Origin of the sequence: Flavobacterium sp. N3904 (genome assembly GCF_025947305.1) — a bacterium.
Classification (GTDB): domain Bacteria; phylum Bacteroidota; class Bacteroidia; order Flavobacteriales; family Flavobacteriaceae; genus Flavobacterium.
The window spans coordinates 1,372,194-1,390,069 of sequence record NZ_CP110009.1; the positions used below are offsets into that span (position 1 = coordinate 1,372,194).

Here is a 17,876-nt window from a genome sequence, read left to right on the forward strand (position 1 = left end):
TCGGGGCTCTGATTAACAGTCATTTGTGTTTATCCTTGAGTTTCAAAACAATATCGGGATACTTGACAAGGTTTTCTATATAGATTTTGCTTTTCATTTTTTTGATGTGCTTTTCAATATTCAAACCTTGGTTTTTATTTTCACATTGAATTTTAAGGAATAATTTCCAATCTCCAGCGTTTGCTGTGAATTTATGTGATTCGCCATTTTTATGAAATTCAAGTCTCGTATCAAAATCAGATGTGAATCCAATATAGAAACGGTTTAGTTTTTCGGAATCTAGAATGTAAACACAGTTCATAATTATTGATTTATTGCAAAAAAAAAAACTATCATTTCTGATAGTCTTTCTGCTTATTGCTCCCTCTCTTGGGCTCGAACCAAGGACCCTCTGATTAACAGTCAGATGCTCTAACCAACTGAGCTAAGAAGGAAAGTGTATTCACTTTTAAAGCGGTGCAAATATATGACTTTATTTAAATGTAGCAAACAAAAAATACAAAAAAAGCATTCTTTTTTACTTGCCTACAATAGCTTTATAGATATCATTTCCATTAGCAAAAAGCAACAGACTGATAAGTAATACGAAACCAACCATTTGAGCATTTTCAAGGAATTTATCACTTGGTTTTTTACCGCTTACGATTTCAAACAACAAAAACATTACGTGTCCTCCATCAAGTGCCGGGATAGGCAATAAGTTCATAACACCAAGCATAATTGACAATATGGCTGTAATGCTCCAGAAAACTTCCCAGCTCCATGTGTCTGGAAAAACATTATAAATAGCATGGAATCCGCCTACTTGCTTATATGCTTTTGTTTCTGGATTGAAAATCATCTTAAGTTGTTTTCCGTAGCCAAATAATTTGTCTTTACCTTTTTCCAATCCAGCAGGTATGGATTCTAAGAAACTGTATTTTTTGTCAGTTACTTTGTAGTATCCTAATTTCGCTAATAATTTTTCATCCAATGCCCCCACCTGAACACCTAATTTGCCGTCTTTTGATACATTAACTTGAGTTTCTAACTGTTTTTGATCTCTAATAATTGTAGCAGTAATTGTTTTGTTTTTGTTATTCAATAATATGGCTTTTGCCTGATCCATATATTTAGCTTCTTGTCCATTTAATGCTATAAGAACATCATGCGCTTTTAAATTTTTATTTACTGATTCGGCTGGAATATCATTTATATAAAATGGAATTCTCATAGACGCGGGCGGTACACCTTCTTCTTTTCTTTGGTCTGCAAAATCAATAGGCATATTTATTTCTTTCTGTATACCATTTCTGTTGATTAAAACCTTTTTTGCCATGACAAGTTTTATGTTTAAATCATTGTCAATTTTTTCAAGAGGTTCGCCGTCTATAGATATTATTTTATCGCCTGTCTTGAATCCGGCTTTTATCATGGCTTGACTTTCAATATTTAATCCATCTTTCAAATCTGAATTAGCAATATAGGAATCTCCATAAGCATAAGCCATACCAATATAGATGATGAAAGCAAGTATGAAATTTACCGTTACACCACCCAACATAATAATCAAACGTTGCCAAGCCGGTTTGGATCTGAATTCCCAAGGTTGCGGAGGCAATGCCATTTGTTCCTTGTCCATGCTTTCGTCAATCATTCCAGATATTTTTACATAACCGCCAAGAGGCAGCCAGCCAATACCGTATTCTGTTTCTCCGATTTTCTTTTTGAAAAGTGAATATTTTACGTCAAAAAACAAATAAAATTTCTCGACTCTGGTTTTGAATAATTTTGCAGGAATAAAATGCCCTAATTCGTGAAGTATAATAAGTAATGATAAGCTCAATAAAAATTGAGAAAGCTTTATAACTATTTCCATTTTTTAATTTTCGGTTCTTTAATGACGGACAAAAGTACTATTTTCTATTTTATTATTCGTGCAATATTTTTGGGTATCGTTTTAAATGTTTGTTAATTAATGCGTTTTTGATTTTAACTTCCAGATTTGTGCTATAACTTTACTACATAAAAATCTCCTTTTAATGCTGTATTGCTTAAAACACTAATATCCTTGTATTTATGTCTTCACAATTATTTTCTCCTTTACAAATAAAAAGTATCACGTTCAAGAACAGAATTACAATTTCTCCTATGTGCCAATATTCGGCTGAAGATGGTTTTGCCAATGATTGGCATTTGGTGCATTTGGGCAGCCGTGCCACTGGTGGAGCTGGTTTAATTATTCAGGAAGCGACAGCCGTTTCTCCAGAAGGCCGAATTTCCCCGGGTGATTTAGGAATATGGAGTGATAATCACATCGAAAAATTACAATCTATTACCAAATTTATCATTAGTAAGGATTCAGTTCCGGGAATACAATTGGCGCATGCCGGCAGAAAAGCCAGTGTTTCCTCTCCTTGGTATGGCAATAAAAAATTGGCTCAAAATCAAGGCGGATGGGAAACTGTTGCGCCAAGTGCGATTGGGTATCATGATAACGAACAGGTTCCTACATCATTGGATAAAGATGGAATTCAAAAAGTAATTTCCGATTTTAAATTGGCAACACGAAGAGCCGAGCGAGCAGGATATCAAGTACTTGAAATTCATGCGGCGCACGGTTATCTGCTTCACCAATTTCTGTCGCCTTTGTCTAATTTGAGAACAGATGAATATGGTGGCTCCTTTGAAAATCGCATCCGATTGCTTCTGGAAGTACTCAAAGCTGTTCAGTCTGAGTGGTCAAAAGAGTTTCCTTTGATGGTGAGAATCTCGGCTACAGATTGGGCAGATGATGGTTGGAATGCAGATGAATCAGTACAACTTTCTAAAATTCTAAAAGAGAAAGGAGTTGATTTAATCGATGTTTCTTCCGGTGGATTAGTCTCTCATCAGCAAATTCCTTTGGGGCCTAATTATCAAGTTCATTTTGCCGAAAAAATTAAAAAAGAAACTGGAATTTTAACAGGAGCGGTTGGTTTGATTACCACTTCCCAACAAGCCGAAGCTATTGTAGCAAGCGGGAAAGCTGATCTTGTTTTGTTCGCTAGAGAATCGCTTAGAAATCCAAGTTTGGGATTGACTTTTGCACAGGAATTGGGTGTTGATGTTCAATGGCCGAAGCAGTATGATAGAGCAAAAATGAGATAAGTTCCTGTTTAATTGTTTTCCTGTAAGGTCTTTTTTTGACCTTGTAGTATTGTAAACTACCGTAAAAATATGCAAAAAATAAAAACCGCACTACTGTCGTACGGAATGTCTGGAAAAGTTTTTCACGCTCCTTTTTTGGATTTTCATCCCGGATTCGAATTGGTTGGTTCTTGGGAAAGAAGCAAGCAATTGATTCAATTGGATTATCCAGATATAAAAAGTTATGCTACGATTGAAGAATTGCTTCAGGATGATATTGATTTGGTAATTGTAAATACGCCGGTTGGAACTCATTTTGAATATGCCAAGCAAGTTTTGCTTGCCGGAAAACACGCTGTTGTTGAAAAAGCTTTTACCACTTCGGTTGCCGAAGCTCAGGAACTAGTGGATTTGGCTGAAGAAAAAGGATTGAAACTTTCTGTTTTCCAAAATCGAAGATGGGACAGTGATTTTAAAACAGTAAAACAAATTGTTTTCGATAAAGTGTTGGGGAAATTGGTTGAAGCCGAATTTCATTTTGACCGTTACAATCCAATTTTGAGTCCAAAAAGGCATAAAGAAACTGCCAATTCTGGTGCTGGAATATTAAAGGATTTAGGGCCGCATTTAATTGATCAGGCGTTGTATTTATTTGGTTTTCCACAAAGTGTTTTTGCCGATATTCGAATTACGCGCGAGCATTCTTTGGTGGATGATTGGATTGATATTTTACTGTATTATCCAGATTTTAGAGTGCGATTGAAGGCTGGTTTTTTTGTTCGCGAAGCCAATCCTGCATATGTTGTTCACGGAAAAAAAGGTTCTTTTCTGAAACCACGAGGCGATGTGCAGGAAGACGAATTGAAATTAGGCAAGAAACCCAATCTCGATTCTTGGGGGAAAGAAGCTCCAGGTAATGAAGGATTGTTACATACGGAGATTGACGGAAAAATCATTAAAGAGAAAGTTCCAACACTACAGGGGAATTATTATGATTTTTTTGACGGTGTTTATCAGTCAATTGTCAATGATACTAAAGAACCGGTTAGCTCGAAAGAAGGTTTGCAAGTGATGCAAATTATTGAAGCTGCTATTGAAAGTAATGCGCAACGAAAAGTGATAGTGCTGTAAGATCATCCCAAATGATAGTGCGTTATGGTCTAAATATTAAAACAATCTTTGATTGGTCCTCGTGTCTGGTGCGATAGCGCACTGGCGAGGCATTTTAGAGGAGATAGCCCTTGCGCAATAGACAATCTTACTAATTACCAACACCCAATCTGTACTTTTCAATCTAAAGTCCCTTAATTTGATGCCCTCGGTTTCGACTCATCTCGTGGTTTGACTTCATTTAGATATCCCTACATATAAAAATACTGATTCTGACTGTATTTTGAAATGATTGAATGTGTAATTGTATATTCAGAATGTATATTTCGGTATTCAGTATATATAATTTTAAATTTAGAATGTATTTTTTTAAATTTGGAATATGTAGTACTACATTCAGAATATGTATATTACTATTCAGGATATGTAAAGTTAGGTTCGCAATGTATAATGGGGATCAAAATGCTTATATTTACCTAAAAAAGAACGATATGGGAGGAAGTTATAAACGTAAAAGAAGTGGGATTGTAATACCGAAGAGCAGTATTGTATTGAACTTAAAGCCTGTTTTTGCTGCCCGGAACATTGTGCATCCCTATGCTTATTTGTTGAAAATCGGGATTAATACCACCACGGCAAACAAGATGCTGAAAGGGGAGGCGATTCAGCTCAATTTTAATCAGATGACTTTGTTGTGTGTAAATCTTAACTGCACTCCGAACGACCTATTGGCCTTGCGCGCAATGTCTTTGCCGAGCCATCATGAGCTCAATAAAATAAAGCCGCTCGAAAATAATGAGGAGAGTGTAATGACGGTAAATGAATGGCTAAGCCACAAATCTGTCGATGAAGTTCATGACATTTTGAAGAAGGATTTGTCTTAAAAGGATAATTTATACTGGAGTACTTGTTTTATCTGCCGAAGGGCAATGTTTCTCTGGTGTCACCATCTGCGTGAGGGATAGTAACTAGCTACCGAAGTAGCGTGGATAGCCCGACCTCATAATAAAAATGGGCAAATGGGCGGTGTGAATGTTGGCCCATTTATTATTATGGGGTCACGCCCAACGAGCTTTTGCAAACTGACGAAGTAAATAATTCTTTTCGCAGATAAATTCTTGTTTATAAAGCACGCTTTTTGTCAACAATAACGTTTTAATTTATTGTTAATGTTGGGTTTATGGCTCACGACAGTTTCTTTTTGTATTTTTGAAGCGCACAATCCCAAAAACAGTCGCTTTGATAGATTTGAATTTTATAGGAAGAACACGAACAAAGGCCAAGTACAAGAAAACGTATAAGGATGTGAAAGCATCGTATTTATTGCGAATTCGCTTGGCAGTTTCGATGTTTTATTTCGGGATGGGTTTGAGTTTTGCGACTTGGGCCAGTAGAATACCAGATATTAAAACGATGTTGCACTTGAGTGACGGGAGCTTGGGAAGTGTTTTGTTTGCCATTCCGCTTGGACAATTGGTGATTATGCCTTTTTCTGGAAAATTGGTGACCCGTTTTGGGAGTTATCGTGTTTTGATATTCTCATTGCTATTGTATGTTTTTAGTTTGACCAATTTAGGTTTGGCCAAAGAAGTGTGGCAATTATCTCTTGGGTTGTTTCTTTTTGGAATATTTGGAAACTTAGCCAATATTGCCGTGAATACCCAAGGGGTTTATACGGAAGTACTTTTTAAGAAAACCATTATGTCTTCGTTTCACGGGATGTGGAGTTTGGCTGGATTTACAGGGGCTTTGGTTGGTTTGGGAATGCTTGCTTTGCACTTGACGCCCTATGAACATTTTGTAATTGTTGCCGGAATTGTATTGTTACTGATTGGTTTTAATTATAAATTTTTGATAAAAGCCAAAGAGACTCTGAAAACCGAAAAGAAGAAATTATTTTCCAGACCGGATAGTGCTTTGCTTGGCTTGGGAGTGATTGGTTTTTGCTGTATGGCAAGCGAAGGTGTTATGTTTGACTGGAGTGGCGTTTATTTTAAGGATGTGATTCAAGTTCCAGGGCCGTTGGTTATTTTGGGTTATACTTCGTTTATGATTACGATGGCGAGTGGGCGTTTTTTTGGAGATCATTTGATTCATAAATTTGGCAAACAATTGATTTTGAAAGTAGGCGGAATTATGATTTCGGTTGGGCTATTTACCTCAGTTCTTTTTCCTTATTTAATTCCGTGTACGATTGCTTTTATGTTGGTTGGATTTGGTGTTTCCACCATTGTTCCCACACTTTATAGTGTTGCAGGGAAAAATCCAACTGTTCCTGCGGGTGAGGCTTTGACGATTGTTTCGAGTGTGAGTTTCTTGGGCTTTTTGATGGGGCCTCCTATAATAGGCTATATTGCCGAAGTTTCGAGTTTGCGTTACTCTTTTGCTTTCATTGGAATTTTCGGTTTTTTTATCGCTTTTATGGTCAGTAGAATTAAGGCCATTGACTAAAAATTAGGAAAATAACACTTTTTACATACAACTTAATAGTTTTTTACTTAAGTTTATCACCTGAATTTAGACCGATATTATTTTCCTCGGTTTAAAATTCAAAATACCACATTTTCCCAAAAACTTTTTTATCCTTTTTTAAACGAATCTAATTTTTGGATATGCTGTATTTCGTATTCAATAAGTTTACAAAATAAGTATGGGTAAATCTTTGTTAGGAATGCTTTTTTTATTGAAAATGTCTTTTGTATTTGCCCAAAAACCAACTGGGATCAAAGGAAAAATCATTGATGCTAAAAATCAAAAACCATTAGAAAACATAGTAGTTACAATTGAAAACACACAGTTGATGCAAATCACTACAGCTGATGGTGTTTTTAGTTTCTATGCTGTTGCGCCGGGAAGTCAATTATTGCTTTTGCATAGTCAGGGATTTAAAGATGTGATACTTCCGGTAATTATTACCAAAGATCAGATGTTGGATTTGGGCGCTATCCCATTAGAAGACAATCAGACATCAGAACAACAAACGGGAATAATTACGCTTCTGGAGAGCGATTTGAGTGATGACAATAGTGGTTCCGAAAGTACTTCGGGACTTTTGCAATCTTCAAGAGATGCTTTTCAACAGGCGGCTGCTTTCAATTGGGGGCAGGCGCGATTTAGAATTCGGGGCTTAGATAGTCAGTATGCAACGACCATGATTAATGGGGTTACGATGAATAAGTTGTTTGATGGAAGACCACAGTGGGGAGACTGGGGCGGGTTGAATAATGTGGTCAGGAATCAGGAATTTACCGTAGGTTCTTTTCCTTCGGATTATGCTTTTGGAGGAATTTTGGGAACACAGGAAATCAATACCCGCGCTTCGATTTATAAACCGGGAACGATTTTATCCTTTTCGGGAACCAATACCAATTATTCTTGGCGAATGGTAGGAACTTATGCATCAGGAATGAATAGCAAAGGTTGGGCATTTGTACTTTCGGCTGGAACTCGTTGGGCCGAGGAAGGGTATTTTGAAGGGACTAATTATAATGCTCTGGCGGGTTTTATAAGCGTTGAAAAGAAAATAAACGATCGTCATTCTTTGAATCTCTCCGCATTTTACACGCCCAATTCCCGAGCCAAAAATTCGCCAAATACAGCTGAAGTTACCGAATTAACAAGCGAAAAGTACAACTCCTATTGGGGTTGGCAAGAAGGCAAAAAGCGTAATGCAAGAATAAAAACCATCGAGGAACCCATCTTGATGCTGAATGATTTTTTTACTCTAAATGATCATACCACGCTGAATTCAAGTTTGACGTATCAATTTGGTAAAATTACAAACAGCAATATTGATTATCAAAATGGCAATAGTCCGGATCCCACTTATTATAGAAAAATGCCGAGTTATTACAGTTCGCTGTATGCATCAGATAATGGGGAGTTTTCGGGAGCGTTTATACCCGATTACGAGAATGCAGAGAAAAGCGCACTACAGTTTCTTTCCAATAATCAAATTGATTGGAAGGCTTTGTATTTTGCAAATCAGTCTGCTGTTCTGGATGCTAGTGGAAATATAACAGGTTATACCCCCGCCAAAAGCCGTTATGTTTTATATGAAGACCGAACAGATGACCAGACTTTGACGGCTAATTCTACTTTTAATACACAAATAAGTGATAATCTTTTCTTGACTGCTGGAGGGTTTTACAGCCATTTACAATCCCATAATTACCAACAATTGACCGATTTATTAGGAGGTTTGTATTTTGATGATATTGATGTTTTTTATAATGGAAATCAAGCACAGTCCGATTTGAATCACCCCGACAGACAGGTTGTGGTGGGAGATGTGTATGGATACAATTTTAATTATGAAGCGAATACTTTAAATCTTTTTACCAACTTTAAATTTACATACGATAAAGTTGATTTTTATTTGGCCCAAAATTTTATAAGCACGAATTATCAAAGGGAAGGTTTGTACCAAAACGGAATTTATCCAACCAATTCTTTTGGAAAAAGCGAGAAAGTACAGTTTAAAAATTTTGGCTTTAAAGGCGGAATTCTTTTCAAAATTTCGGGTAAACAACAATTGAATTTTAACGGAGCGTATCTTTCTAATGCGCCAACTATCAGGAATACATTTCCAAATTCGAGATTGAACAATTCGGTTGTAGATGGATTAGAAAGTGAGAGCATAAGCAGTTTGGATGTCAGTTATTTTTATCGGACTCCAAAATGGCAAACCCGTCTCACTCTTTTTTATGCCACAATAAAGAATGTTACACAAACTTCATTCTTTTATGCCGAGGGCATTTTTGATGATGGGGCAGGATATGCCAATACAGATGCCTTTGTAAGCCAGACTTTAACACATTTGGACAAGAAAAATTTAGGTGGCGAATTTTGTTTTCAATATCAATTAAGCCCAACGTTAATGACTAATTTTTCGGCAGCTTACGGCCAGTTTACCTATGACAGCAACCCGAATGTTACTATTACTAATGATGCCCAAGCTACTATTGAAAACCCTAACCCCGTTTTTGATTTCGGAACTTCATCAATGAAAAATTACCATCAGGCGGGAATGCCTCAGCAGGCTTTTGCTATAGGGATCGAATATCGAGATCCAAAATATTGGTGGATTGGTGCCAATATCAATTATCTCTCCAATACTTTTATAGATATTTCGCCTATTTCCAGAACGGCTACATTTTATAAAAATCCTGGAAGCGGTTTTAATTTCCCGGAAGCTTCCGAAGAAAGAGCGAGAGAGTTATTGAAACAGGAAGCATTTGATCCTGTCACCTTGTTAAATATTTCAGGAGGAAAATCTTGGAAAGTAAAGGGAAAGAATATCGGACTTTTTGCAACCATAAATAATGTTATGGATTTGACTTATAAAACTGGAGGGTATGAGCAAGCTCGAAATGCCAATTTCAGACAACTCAATCAAGATGTTTCGAGTGGGACTCCCAATTTCGGCAACAAATATTTTTATGGTTATGGGAGAACGTATTTTGTAAACCTGTACATCAATTTATAAATTTTAAAATAAAAGAATATGAACATAAAATTCTACACTGTTTTTTTAGGAATTACAATCGCTTTTGGCAGTTGTGCTAAAGAAGAATTTGATGTGCCAAAATTGACTTGCACCCAACCCGATTTGAAAGTAAATCGCACCGTTGAAGAAGTTCGAGCCGTTACAGGTTCCATTGTAACTCAATATACTTACGATGATATTATTGAGGCCTACGTGGTTTCGAGTGATGAATCAGGGAATTTTTTCAAAACCATTTCGTTTCAAACTTTGGCTAAAGCGACAACGCCATCAATCGGTTTTAGTGTTCCTGTGGATGCTTCGAATACCTATATTGATTTTAGATTAGGCAATAAAGTGTATATAAAAATGAAAGATCAATATACCGACATTAACTTTGGAGGGATGCGAATTGGTAGCATTTATGTCAATACATATAACGAAGGAGGTGTTGGCCGAATTTCTGCTAACGATTATAAAAAAGTACTGAATGCTTCTTGCACAATGTTGAGCGAGGATTTTTTGGTTCGTACTATTTCTATTCCTGAATTGTTGCAGGATTCAAATATCAATACATTGGTAGAATTGTCAAATGTACAATTTACAAAAGACGCTATAGGGCGTCATTATTATGAAGAATCGAACGATGTGGGTGGAGGAACCAATTGGAGTTTGATGGATAAACTGGGAAATCAAGTATTGTTCCGAACTAGTAGTTTTGCCGATTTTGCTGATAAAATTGTTCCTGACGGAAGTGGAAAAGTACGCGGCATTTTGACCAAGTTTGGCTCTGACTATCAGTTGTTGGCACGGTCCGAAAAAGATGTGTACCTTACAGGTACTGCTGCAGTCCCGTTCTTTGCCGAGAATTTCCAAAGTGTGGAAACCAATACCAAACTCAATCTTCCAAATTGGACAAATTTAGTTCAAAAAGGAACAAAATACTGGATTGGCACTGTGTACGCAGGAAATGGTTATGCCGAATTCAATACTACAGGAACCAAGGTTGTGTCTAATATAGCTTGGCTGATTTCTCCAAAAATTGATATGGATTTGCATACTAATGAAGTGCTCACTTTTAGATCGGCGCAGCATCACCTAGATGTAGATTCCCCTTTAAATTCGCTTGAGGTCTATGTTTCGAATGATTTTGATGGTTTGAATATCACCAAAGCCACTTGGATTCCGCTCACGGTTGTGTTGCCCAAACAAGCCACGCCCTGGTATCAGTTTGTGGGTTCTGGAGGAGTAGATTTATCATCTTATAAAGGAAAGATAAACATTGCTTTTAAGTACACCGGTTCCGGAAAAAACCTTGCTTTGGATGGTGCTTTTGAAGTGGATGATGTACAGATTTTCGGAGATTAATTGTATAAAAAAACCGTCTTGTTTTAATTCAAGACGGTTTCTAATTTAATTAAAGAGTGCTATTCTATTTCAGAAACTCTTAAAGTATTTACCATTCCCTTGTCAGTAATTGGCATTGCGGCTAGGTTAATAAGGAAATCTCCTTTTTTTACATACCCTTTTTGTCTGGCTATTTCATTAACATCTGTCACTGTATCATCAGTACTTACCGATTTTTCATAAAAATATGATTTTACTCCCCATAACAAGTTGAGTTGAGTAAGGATTCTTCTGTTTGAAGTAAAAACCAATATATGAGCAGAAGGTCTCCAAGCCGAAATTTGAAATGCAGTATATCCACTATTAGTCAAAGTACAAATTGCTTTTGCTTTGATAACATTGGCCATAATAGCTGCATGCTGACAAATTGTTTTAGTGATGAAACGATTTGTTCTTACCTGTGGAGAGTTTAGTGGCACCTGAATAAGTGGTGAATCTTCTACTGCTTCAATAATTTGGGTCATTTTCTGAATTACTTGTACTGGATAATTTCCAGTAGCAGTTTCTCCAGAAAGCATTACTGCATCGGCACCATCCATAACCGAGTTGGCTACGTCATTTACTTCGGCACGTGTTGGAGTCAAACTGGTAATCATAGTCTCCATCATTTGTGTGGCAACAATTACTGGAATTCTAGCTGTTTTTGCTCTGCGTATTAGTTCTTTTTGTACTAAAGGCACTTCGTGTGCAGGAAGTTCAACTCCTAAATCTCCACGAGCAACCATCAATGCATCACAATAGGCTACAATTCGATCTATATTTTCTAATGCCTCTGGCATTTCGATTTTGGCAATAATAGGAATTTTATATTCAGAGTGTTTTGCAATTAACTCTTGCAAATCTTGCAAATCTCTTGGTGTTTTCACGAAAGATAGTGCAATCCAGTCTAAATTTTGCTCAATTGCAAAAATAGCATCTGCCACATCTTTCTCAGTCATTGCAGGCAATGAAATTTTTGTATTTGGTAAATTAACTCCTTTTTTAGATTTTAATTCACCACCTTGAACTACTCGGGCAATTACTTCTGTTTTTTTATCCGTTTCAACGATTTCAAAAATAAGTTTTCCGTCATCAAGTAATATTCTTTCTCCTGGATTTACATCGTTTGGAAAATTTTTATACTTCATGAATACTTTCTTTGAAGTACCTAATATATCTTCGGCAGTTGTGAAAGTAATTAAATCACCATCATTTACAACTACACCATCTTCCATTACGCCAACGCGTAGTTTAGGCCCTTGTAAATCTCCAAGAATTCCAGTAGTGTATCCAAATTCTTCGTTTAAGCCACGGATGATGCTAATTTTGTTTTTAACATCTTCGTAATCTGCATGCGAAAAATTTACTCTAAATACATTTACACCTGCTTCAATCATGTCTTTTATGATTTCTCGTGTACTACATGCAGGCCCAAGTGTGGCTACAATTTTGGTTTTTTTGTTTGTAAGCATTTGTATTAAAAAATTAAATTGTTTTTAGATTTTATTTTATTGGTATCGACAAGATAAATGGTTGCAATATTGTCAATGGTATTCAATGTATTCTGTAATTTTACTATATTTAAATCGTTTTCACTATTTTCTATTTTCAAAAAATAATCTACTTTTTTGAATTCTGGAAGCATATATACTTTTGTGGCTACTTCTATATTTACATTCGAAAATAAACTTTGATTATTTTCATTTTGTTGCTGGATGACTTCATTTTTATTCTGTATCAAATCCCAAGAAACATCTTTTTTCATTTCATAATAATGAAATCTTGAAAAATGGGCTTCTCCTTCTTTAACTGTAATTTGAATTTCTTTTTTAGATTTATTCAGATTTACATGAAGTTTTTGATTGATAAAATAAGCCAATCGGTAGTCTTCTAATGAGGTATGAATTGCGATAAGACTATAATCTATTTCGTCAAATTCGCCAATATCCAATTTGTGAATTGCCATTTCATTAAAAAATAAGCTGTAAATATAGTATTTCTATCGAAGCAAAGAGGCTTCAGATAGCTATGATTTTGATATTTTATTAACGAAAACGATGTAGTTTTGATAATAGAATAGTTATTTTCTGTCAATTTTCTCTTGAAATGCAAAATAGGCTCTTTGCGATGCTTTCTCTTCTGCTTTCTTTTTTGAAGTTGCTCTGGCTTTGGCAATAACTTTATCATCAATACTAAGCTTAACCCCAAATAAGCGTTGACCATCGATAGCATTGTCTTCAAAAATGTCATAGTGAAAAAGTCTTTTTTCTTTTTGACACCATTCTATTACCAGACTTTTATAGCTGATAACCTTGCCTTCAAGTCGAGCAATATCTACATAAGGAATTATTACTCTTTTCTGGATAAATTTTTCGCAATATTCGTATCCTCTGTCAAGATAAATGGCTCCAACTAATGACTCGAAGATATTGCCGTGTATATTTTCACCAAAATGATGAACAGGGACTTTACTTTCAATAAATTTTATAAGATTTAAATCTTTTCCTAATTCATTTAAATGTTCTCTACTTACAATTTTGGATCGCATTTTGGTCAGATATCCTTCGTCTCCAAGAGGAGCTTCATTAAATAAGTATCCAGCAATTACAGCGCTCAGCATAGCATCTCCCAGAAATTCAAGACGCTCATAATTAATTGGATTTCCTTTTAGATCCAGTCTATTGGAGGAACGATGCGTAAAAGCTTTCCTATAAAAATCCAAAGTTATTGGATTAAATCCAAGAATAGGTTGAATTATATCAAAAAAAATCCCGTCTTCTAGAGAACGGGATCTTGAGAATATTTTTTTTATAAAACGCATTAAGCTTTGAAATCAATTTTTTTAACCAATACACATGCATTATGGCCACCAAAACCAAATGTATTGCTCATCACTACATTCATCTCTCTTTTCTGAGCGACATTAAAAGTAAAATTCAATTTAGAATCAATGTTCTCATCATCTGTAAAATGATTAATTGTAGGAGGGACAATACCGTGTGTCAGCGATAATATAGAAGAAATGGTTTCGATAGCACCCGCAGCACCTAATAAGTGTCCGGTCATTGATTTTGTCGAATTTAAATTCATCGTATAAGCATGTTCACCAAATACATGTTCAATAGCTTTAGATTCTGCTAAATCTCCTAACGGAGTAGATGTACCGTGCATATTTACACCATCAACATCTGTAGGTTGTAAGCCTGAATCTCGCAAGCAGTTCAACATTACATTTTTGGCGCCTAATCCTTCAGGATGTGGAGCCGTTATATGGTAAGCATCCGCAGACATTCCACCACCGCCAATTTCACAATATATTTTAGCACCTCGGGCTACAGCATGTTCGTATTCTTCCAGAATTAAAGCTCCTGCACCTTCACCCAAAACAAATCCATCTCTGTCTTTGTCCATTGGTCTTGAAGCTGTTTTTGGATCATCATTTCTGGTTGATAAAGCATGCATGGCATTAAAACCTCCCATACCGGCAATTGTTACAGCCGCTTCGGAACCTCCAGTAACCATAATATCTGCATGACCTAAACGAATATAATTGAAAGCATCAATAATAGCATTTGTTGAAGACGCACAAGCGGATACAGTTGCAAAATTTGGTCCTCTAAAACCATATTTAATAGAAATGTGCCCGCAAGCAATATCTGATATCATTTTCGGAATGAAGAAAGGATTGAATTTTGGAGTTCCATCACCAGCAGCAAAATTAAGTACTTCTATTTGAAAAGTTTCTAATCCTCCAATTCCTGATCCCCAAATTACTCCAGCACGATCTTTATCAATAGTTTCTAAATTAAAATTGGCGTCTTTCATCGCTTCTTCAGACGAAACCATTGCATATTGTGCATAACGATCCATTTTACGAGCTTCTTTTCTGTCAATGAATTCTTCAACATTGAAGTTCTTTAATTCACAAGCAAAGTGAGTTCTAAATTTTGAAGCATCAAAATAGGTTATTGGCGCTGCACCGCTGATTCCGTTGATAAGACCATTCCAATATTCTTGAATATTATTTCCAATGGGAGTAAGAGCACCTAAGCCTGTTACAACAACTCTTCGTAAAACCATAACGTTTTTGTTTTGTTATCTTTAAACAAATAAAGCCCATGCTTTTTATACTTTAAAAGTAATGTAAAAGAGTCATGGGTATTATAATATAAATATAATTTGATTGAATTTCAATCGTAAATTTAATTTAAAAAAATAATAACACCCGTTTACAATAGTGTGCAAACGGGTGTGTATTTATTATTTTTTAGCTTCCTCGATGTAAGAGATAGCTTGACCTACAGTAGCGATGTTTTCTGCTTGATCGTCTGGAATTTGAATGTCAAATTCTTTTTCGAATTCCATAATAAGCTCAACAGTGTCTAATGAGTCAGCTCCCAAATCATTAGTGAAGCTTGCTTCTGTTACAACTTCGTTTTCGTCAACACCTAATTTGTCTACGATAATCGCTTTTACTCTTGATGCAATGTCTGACATAATCTTTTAATTTTAGAATTTAATTTGTTGGCAAAAATAAAACAACTTTATTTTAAAACAACTATTTAGTTAATAAATGTGAGTACTAATTTATAAAATATATTTCAACAAAGATTTCTTATTCCTATTTATTTTCGTTTTTTATTCCTTTTTTTGCATAAATTTAAAAAAACGAATTATGAAAAGAATACTGATATTTGCTTCTGGATCGGGGACTAACGCTGAAAATATTGTAAAATATTTTGGCAATAGATCTACTGGAACAGTGGTAGCGATTTTCACAAATAATTCGAAGGCAACCGTTCTGGAGAAAGCAAAAAAATTAGCAGTTCCAACAGTTATTTTTTCAAAAGACGAATTATATTCAGGAATAACGCTACAAAAAGTTAAAGATTTTCAACCTGATTTGATTGTCTTGGCTGGTTTTTTATTAAAATTTCCTCAAAATTTGATTGATGCCTATCCAAATCAAATCATAAACATCCATCCAGCACTGTTACCGAAATTTGGAGGAAAAGGGATGTACGGTTTGCATATTCATAAAGCCGTGGTTGAAAAAAAGGAAAAGGAAACCGGAATTAGTATTCATTATGTAAATGAAAATTATGATGAAGGGAATATTATATTTCAACAAAACGTTCTTCTCTCCGAAACCGACACGGCGGAATCAGTTGCTGAAAAAATTCATGCGCTGGAACAACAATATTTTCCAGTGGTCATTGAAAGACTTTTAACTTCTAATCTCTAAAATCAAACTTTGGAATACGACGTACATATATATACAGACGGAGCCGCCAAAGGCAATCCAGGAAATGGCGGTTATGGAGTTGTTATGGAATGGGTTGGCAAGCCTTATAAAAAAGAATTCTATGAGGGTTTTAGATATACAACCAATAATAGGATGGAATTGTTGGGGGTCATTGTGGGTTTAGAAAAACTAAAAAATGAAAACACATCGGTATTGGTAATATCAGATTCTAAATATGTTGTTGATTCTGTGTTGAAAAAATGGGTGTTTGGATGGGAAAAAAAAGGTTTTGCAGGAAAGAAAAATCCTGATTTATGGAAGCGTTTTCTAATTGTTTATAAAAAACACAAGGTAGATTTCAAATGGATAAAAGGACATAATAATCATCCTCAAAACGAAAGATGTGACGAATTGGCCGTAATGGCATCGATGCAACAACAACTTTCTGTAGATGCTTTTTATGAAAAAACCGAAGGCAAACTTTTGTGAAAACTTTGAGAGAACCAACCTTTGCAATATTGCAACTTATGGACTATCTTTGCGCCTTAATTCGAAACTCATATAATGAATAAATTATTGATTGTTGGAACAGTAGCTTTCGACGCAATTGAAACTCCTTTTGGAAAAACAGACAAAATTTTGGGTGGAGCCGCCACTTATATTGGAATCTCAGCTTCTTTTTTTAATGTTAAATCAGCTATAGTCTCTGTAGTTGGCGATGATTTCCCTCAAGAATATCTGGATTTATTAACAGCAAGAAATATTGATATTTCTGGCATTGAAATTGTCAAAGGAGGAAAAACATTCTTTTGGAGTGGTTTATATCATAATGATTTGAATTCAAGAGATACTTTGGTGACAGAACTGAATGTTTTGGCCGATTTTCAGCCAAAAGTTCCTCAAGACTACAAAAATGCCGAAATAGTGATGTTAGGAAATCTACATCCACTAGTGCAAAGTAGTGTTTTGGATCAAATGGAAACTACACCAAAATTAGTAGTTCTTGACACGATGAATTTTTGGATGGATTGTGCCTTGCCTGAACTTTTGGAAATCATCAAAAGAGTAGATGTAATTACAATCAATGATGAAGAGGCGCGTCAACTTTCCGGAGAATATTCTTTGGTAAAAGCTGCGGCAAAGATTCACACAATGGGACCAAAATATGTGGTAATCAAAAAAGGGGAACATGGAGCATTATTGTTTCATGGAGAAGATATTTTCTTTGCACCAGCACTGCCATTAGAAGAAGTGTTTGATCCAACAGGTGCTGGAGATACTTTTGCCGGCGGTTTTTCTGGATTTATTACTCAAAGTGAAAATGTTTCTTTTGATAATATGAAAAAAGCAGTAATTTATGGTTCGAATTTGGCTTCTTTCAGCGTTGAGAAATTTGGAACAGAACGAATGATTGATTTAGATAAAAAAGAAGTGGTCGAGAGGTTGAAACAATTCAAATCGCTGACCCAGTTTGATATAGAATTATAGTGTTCTTAAGCCTCAATATGAGGCTTTTTTTAATTAATACAGTCAATATTTATA

At 35.5% G+C, this 17,876-nt stretch carries 16 protein-coding genes and 1 tRNA gene; 9 read left to right on the top strand and 8 right to left on the bottom strand.

The window, feature by feature from the left end; all coding sequences use genetic code 11:
* Window positions 1–19: 19 nt before the first annotated feature.
* From OLM57_RS05600 to rseP, 3 genes are all read right to left on the bottom strand, one after another.
* Window positions 20–301 carry a GIY-YIG nuclease family protein gene (locus tag OLM57_RS05600; RefSeq protein ID WP_264566255.1) on the bottom strand — a complete coding sequence of 94 codons (282 nt, stop codon included), beginning with the start codon at window positions 299–301 and terminating at the stop codon, window positions 20–22.
* A 59-nt stretch (window positions 302–360) separates the two neighbouring features.
* Window positions 361–434: transfer RNA gene (locus OLM57_RS05605), tRNA-Asn, on the bottom strand.
* Between the two features lie 83 nt (window positions 435–517).
* The gene (gene rseP, locus OLM57_RS05610; RefSeq protein ID WP_264566256.1) at window positions 518–1,858 is read right to left on the bottom strand and encodes an RIP metalloprotease RseP; all 1,341 of its coding nucleotides are present in this window, start codon (window positions 1,856–1,858) and stop codon (window positions 518–520) included.
* Window positions 1,859–2,058: 200 nt separating this feature from the next.
* Here rseP and OLM57_RS05615 point away from each other — a divergent pair, with 200 nt between their 5' ends.
* The 6 genes from OLM57_RS05615 to OLM57_RS05640 all read left to right on the top strand — a co-directional run bounded on the left by OLM57_RS05615 (window position 2,059) and on the right by OLM57_RS05640 (window position 11,071).
* Window positions 2,059–3,129: an NADH:flavin oxidoreductase/NADH oxidase gene (locus OLM57_RS05615; RefSeq protein ID WP_264566257.1), complete on the top strand. Its 1,071-nt coding sequence runs from the start codon at window positions 2,059–2,061 to the stop codon at window positions 3,127–3,129.
* A 69-nt stretch (window positions 3,130–3,198) separates the two neighbouring features.
* Window positions 3,199–4,239 (top strand): Gfo/Idh/MocA family oxidoreductase, encoded by a 1,041-nt coding sequence (locus OLM57_RS05620; protein ID WP_264566258.1) that lies wholly within the window; start codon window positions 3,199–3,201, stop codon window positions 4,237–4,239.
* Window positions 4,240–4,709: 470 nt separating this feature from the next.
* A complete protein-coding gene (locus OLM57_RS05625; protein ID WP_264566259.1) occupies window positions 4,710–5,102 on the top strand; it encodes a helix-turn-helix domain-containing protein in 393 nt (130 codons plus the stop codon).
* 355 nt (window positions 5,103–5,457) lie between these two features.
* Window positions 5,458–6,669 (top strand): MFS transporter, encoded by a 1,212-nt coding sequence (locus OLM57_RS05630; protein WP_264566260.1) that lies wholly within the window; start codon window positions 5,458–5,460, stop codon window positions 6,667–6,669.
* A 199-nt stretch (window positions 6,670–6,868) separates the two neighbouring features.
* Window positions 6,869–9,706 carry a TonB-dependent receptor gene (locus tag OLM57_RS05635; protein WP_264566261.1) on the top strand — a complete coding sequence of 946 codons (2,838 nt, stop codon included), beginning with the start codon at window positions 6,869–6,871 and terminating at the stop codon, window positions 9,704–9,706.
* Between the two features lie 18 nt (window positions 9,707–9,724).
* Window positions 9,725–11,071 (top strand): DUF5689 domain-containing protein, encoded by a 1,347-nt coding sequence (locus OLM57_RS05640; protein ID WP_264566262.1) that lies wholly within the window; start codon window positions 9,725–9,727, stop codon window positions 11,069–11,071.
* Window positions 11,072–11,130: 59 nt separating this feature from the next.
* On the opposite strand, the gene pyk is transcribed toward OLM57_RS05640, so the two are convergent.
* From pyk to OLM57_RS05665, 5 genes are all read right to left on the bottom strand, one after another.
* Window positions 11,131–12,561: a pyruvate kinase gene (gene pyk / locus OLM57_RS05645; protein ID WP_264566263.1), complete on the bottom strand. Its 1,431-nt coding sequence runs from the start codon at window positions 12,559–12,561 to the stop codon at window positions 11,131–11,133.
* A 5-nt stretch (window positions 12,562–12,566) separates the two neighbouring features.
* Complete coding sequence (locus OLM57_RS05650) at window positions 12,567–13,055, bottom strand: IPExxxVDY family protein (protein WP_264566264.1); 489 nt, start codon at window positions 13,053–13,055, stop codon at window positions 12,567–12,569.
* 114 nt (window positions 13,056–13,169) lie between these two features.
* Window positions 13,170–13,910, bottom strand: a complete 741-nt coding sequence (locus OLM57_RS05655) for a ribonuclease III family protein (protein ID WP_264566265.1) — start codon at window positions 13,908–13,910, stop codon at window positions 13,170–13,172.
* Window positions 13,910–15,169: a beta-ketoacyl-ACP synthase II gene (gene fabF / locus OLM57_RS05660; RefSeq protein WP_264566266.1), complete on the bottom strand. Its 1,260-nt coding sequence runs from the start codon at window positions 15,167–15,169 to the stop codon at window positions 13,910–13,912. Before fabF ends, OLM57_RS05655 begins: the two co-directional genes overlap by 1 nt.
* A 180-nt stretch (window positions 15,170–15,349) precedes the next feature.
* On the bottom strand, window positions 15,350–15,586 hold the full coding sequence (locus OLM57_RS05665) for an acyl carrier protein (RefSeq protein WP_007137004.1): 237 nt from the start codon (window positions 15,584–15,586) through the stop codon (window positions 15,350–15,352).
* 178 nt (window positions 15,587–15,764) lie between these two features.
* On the opposite strand from OLM57_RS05665, the gene OLM57_RS05670 reads away from it, so the two are divergent.
* From OLM57_RS05670 to OLM57_RS05680, 3 genes are all read left to right on the top strand, one after another.
* Window positions 15,765–16,334 carry a phosphoribosylglycinamide formyltransferase gene (locus tag OLM57_RS05670; RefSeq protein WP_264566267.1) on the top strand — a complete coding sequence of 190 codons (570 nt, stop codon included), beginning with the start codon at window positions 15,765–15,767 and terminating at the stop codon, window positions 16,332–16,334.
* A gap of 9 nt (window positions 16,335–16,343) precedes the next feature.
* A complete protein-coding gene (gene rnhA / locus OLM57_RS05675) occupies window positions 16,344–16,823 on the top strand; it encodes a ribonuclease HI (RefSeq protein ID WP_264566268.1) in 480 nt (159 codons plus the stop codon).
* Between the two features lie 75 nt (window positions 16,824–16,898).
* A complete protein-coding gene (locus OLM57_RS05680; RefSeq protein ID WP_264566269.1) occupies window positions 16,899–17,822 on the top strand; it encodes a PfkB family carbohydrate kinase in 924 nt (307 codons plus the stop codon).
* The last annotated feature ends 54 nt before the right edge of the window (window positions 17,823–17,876 follow it).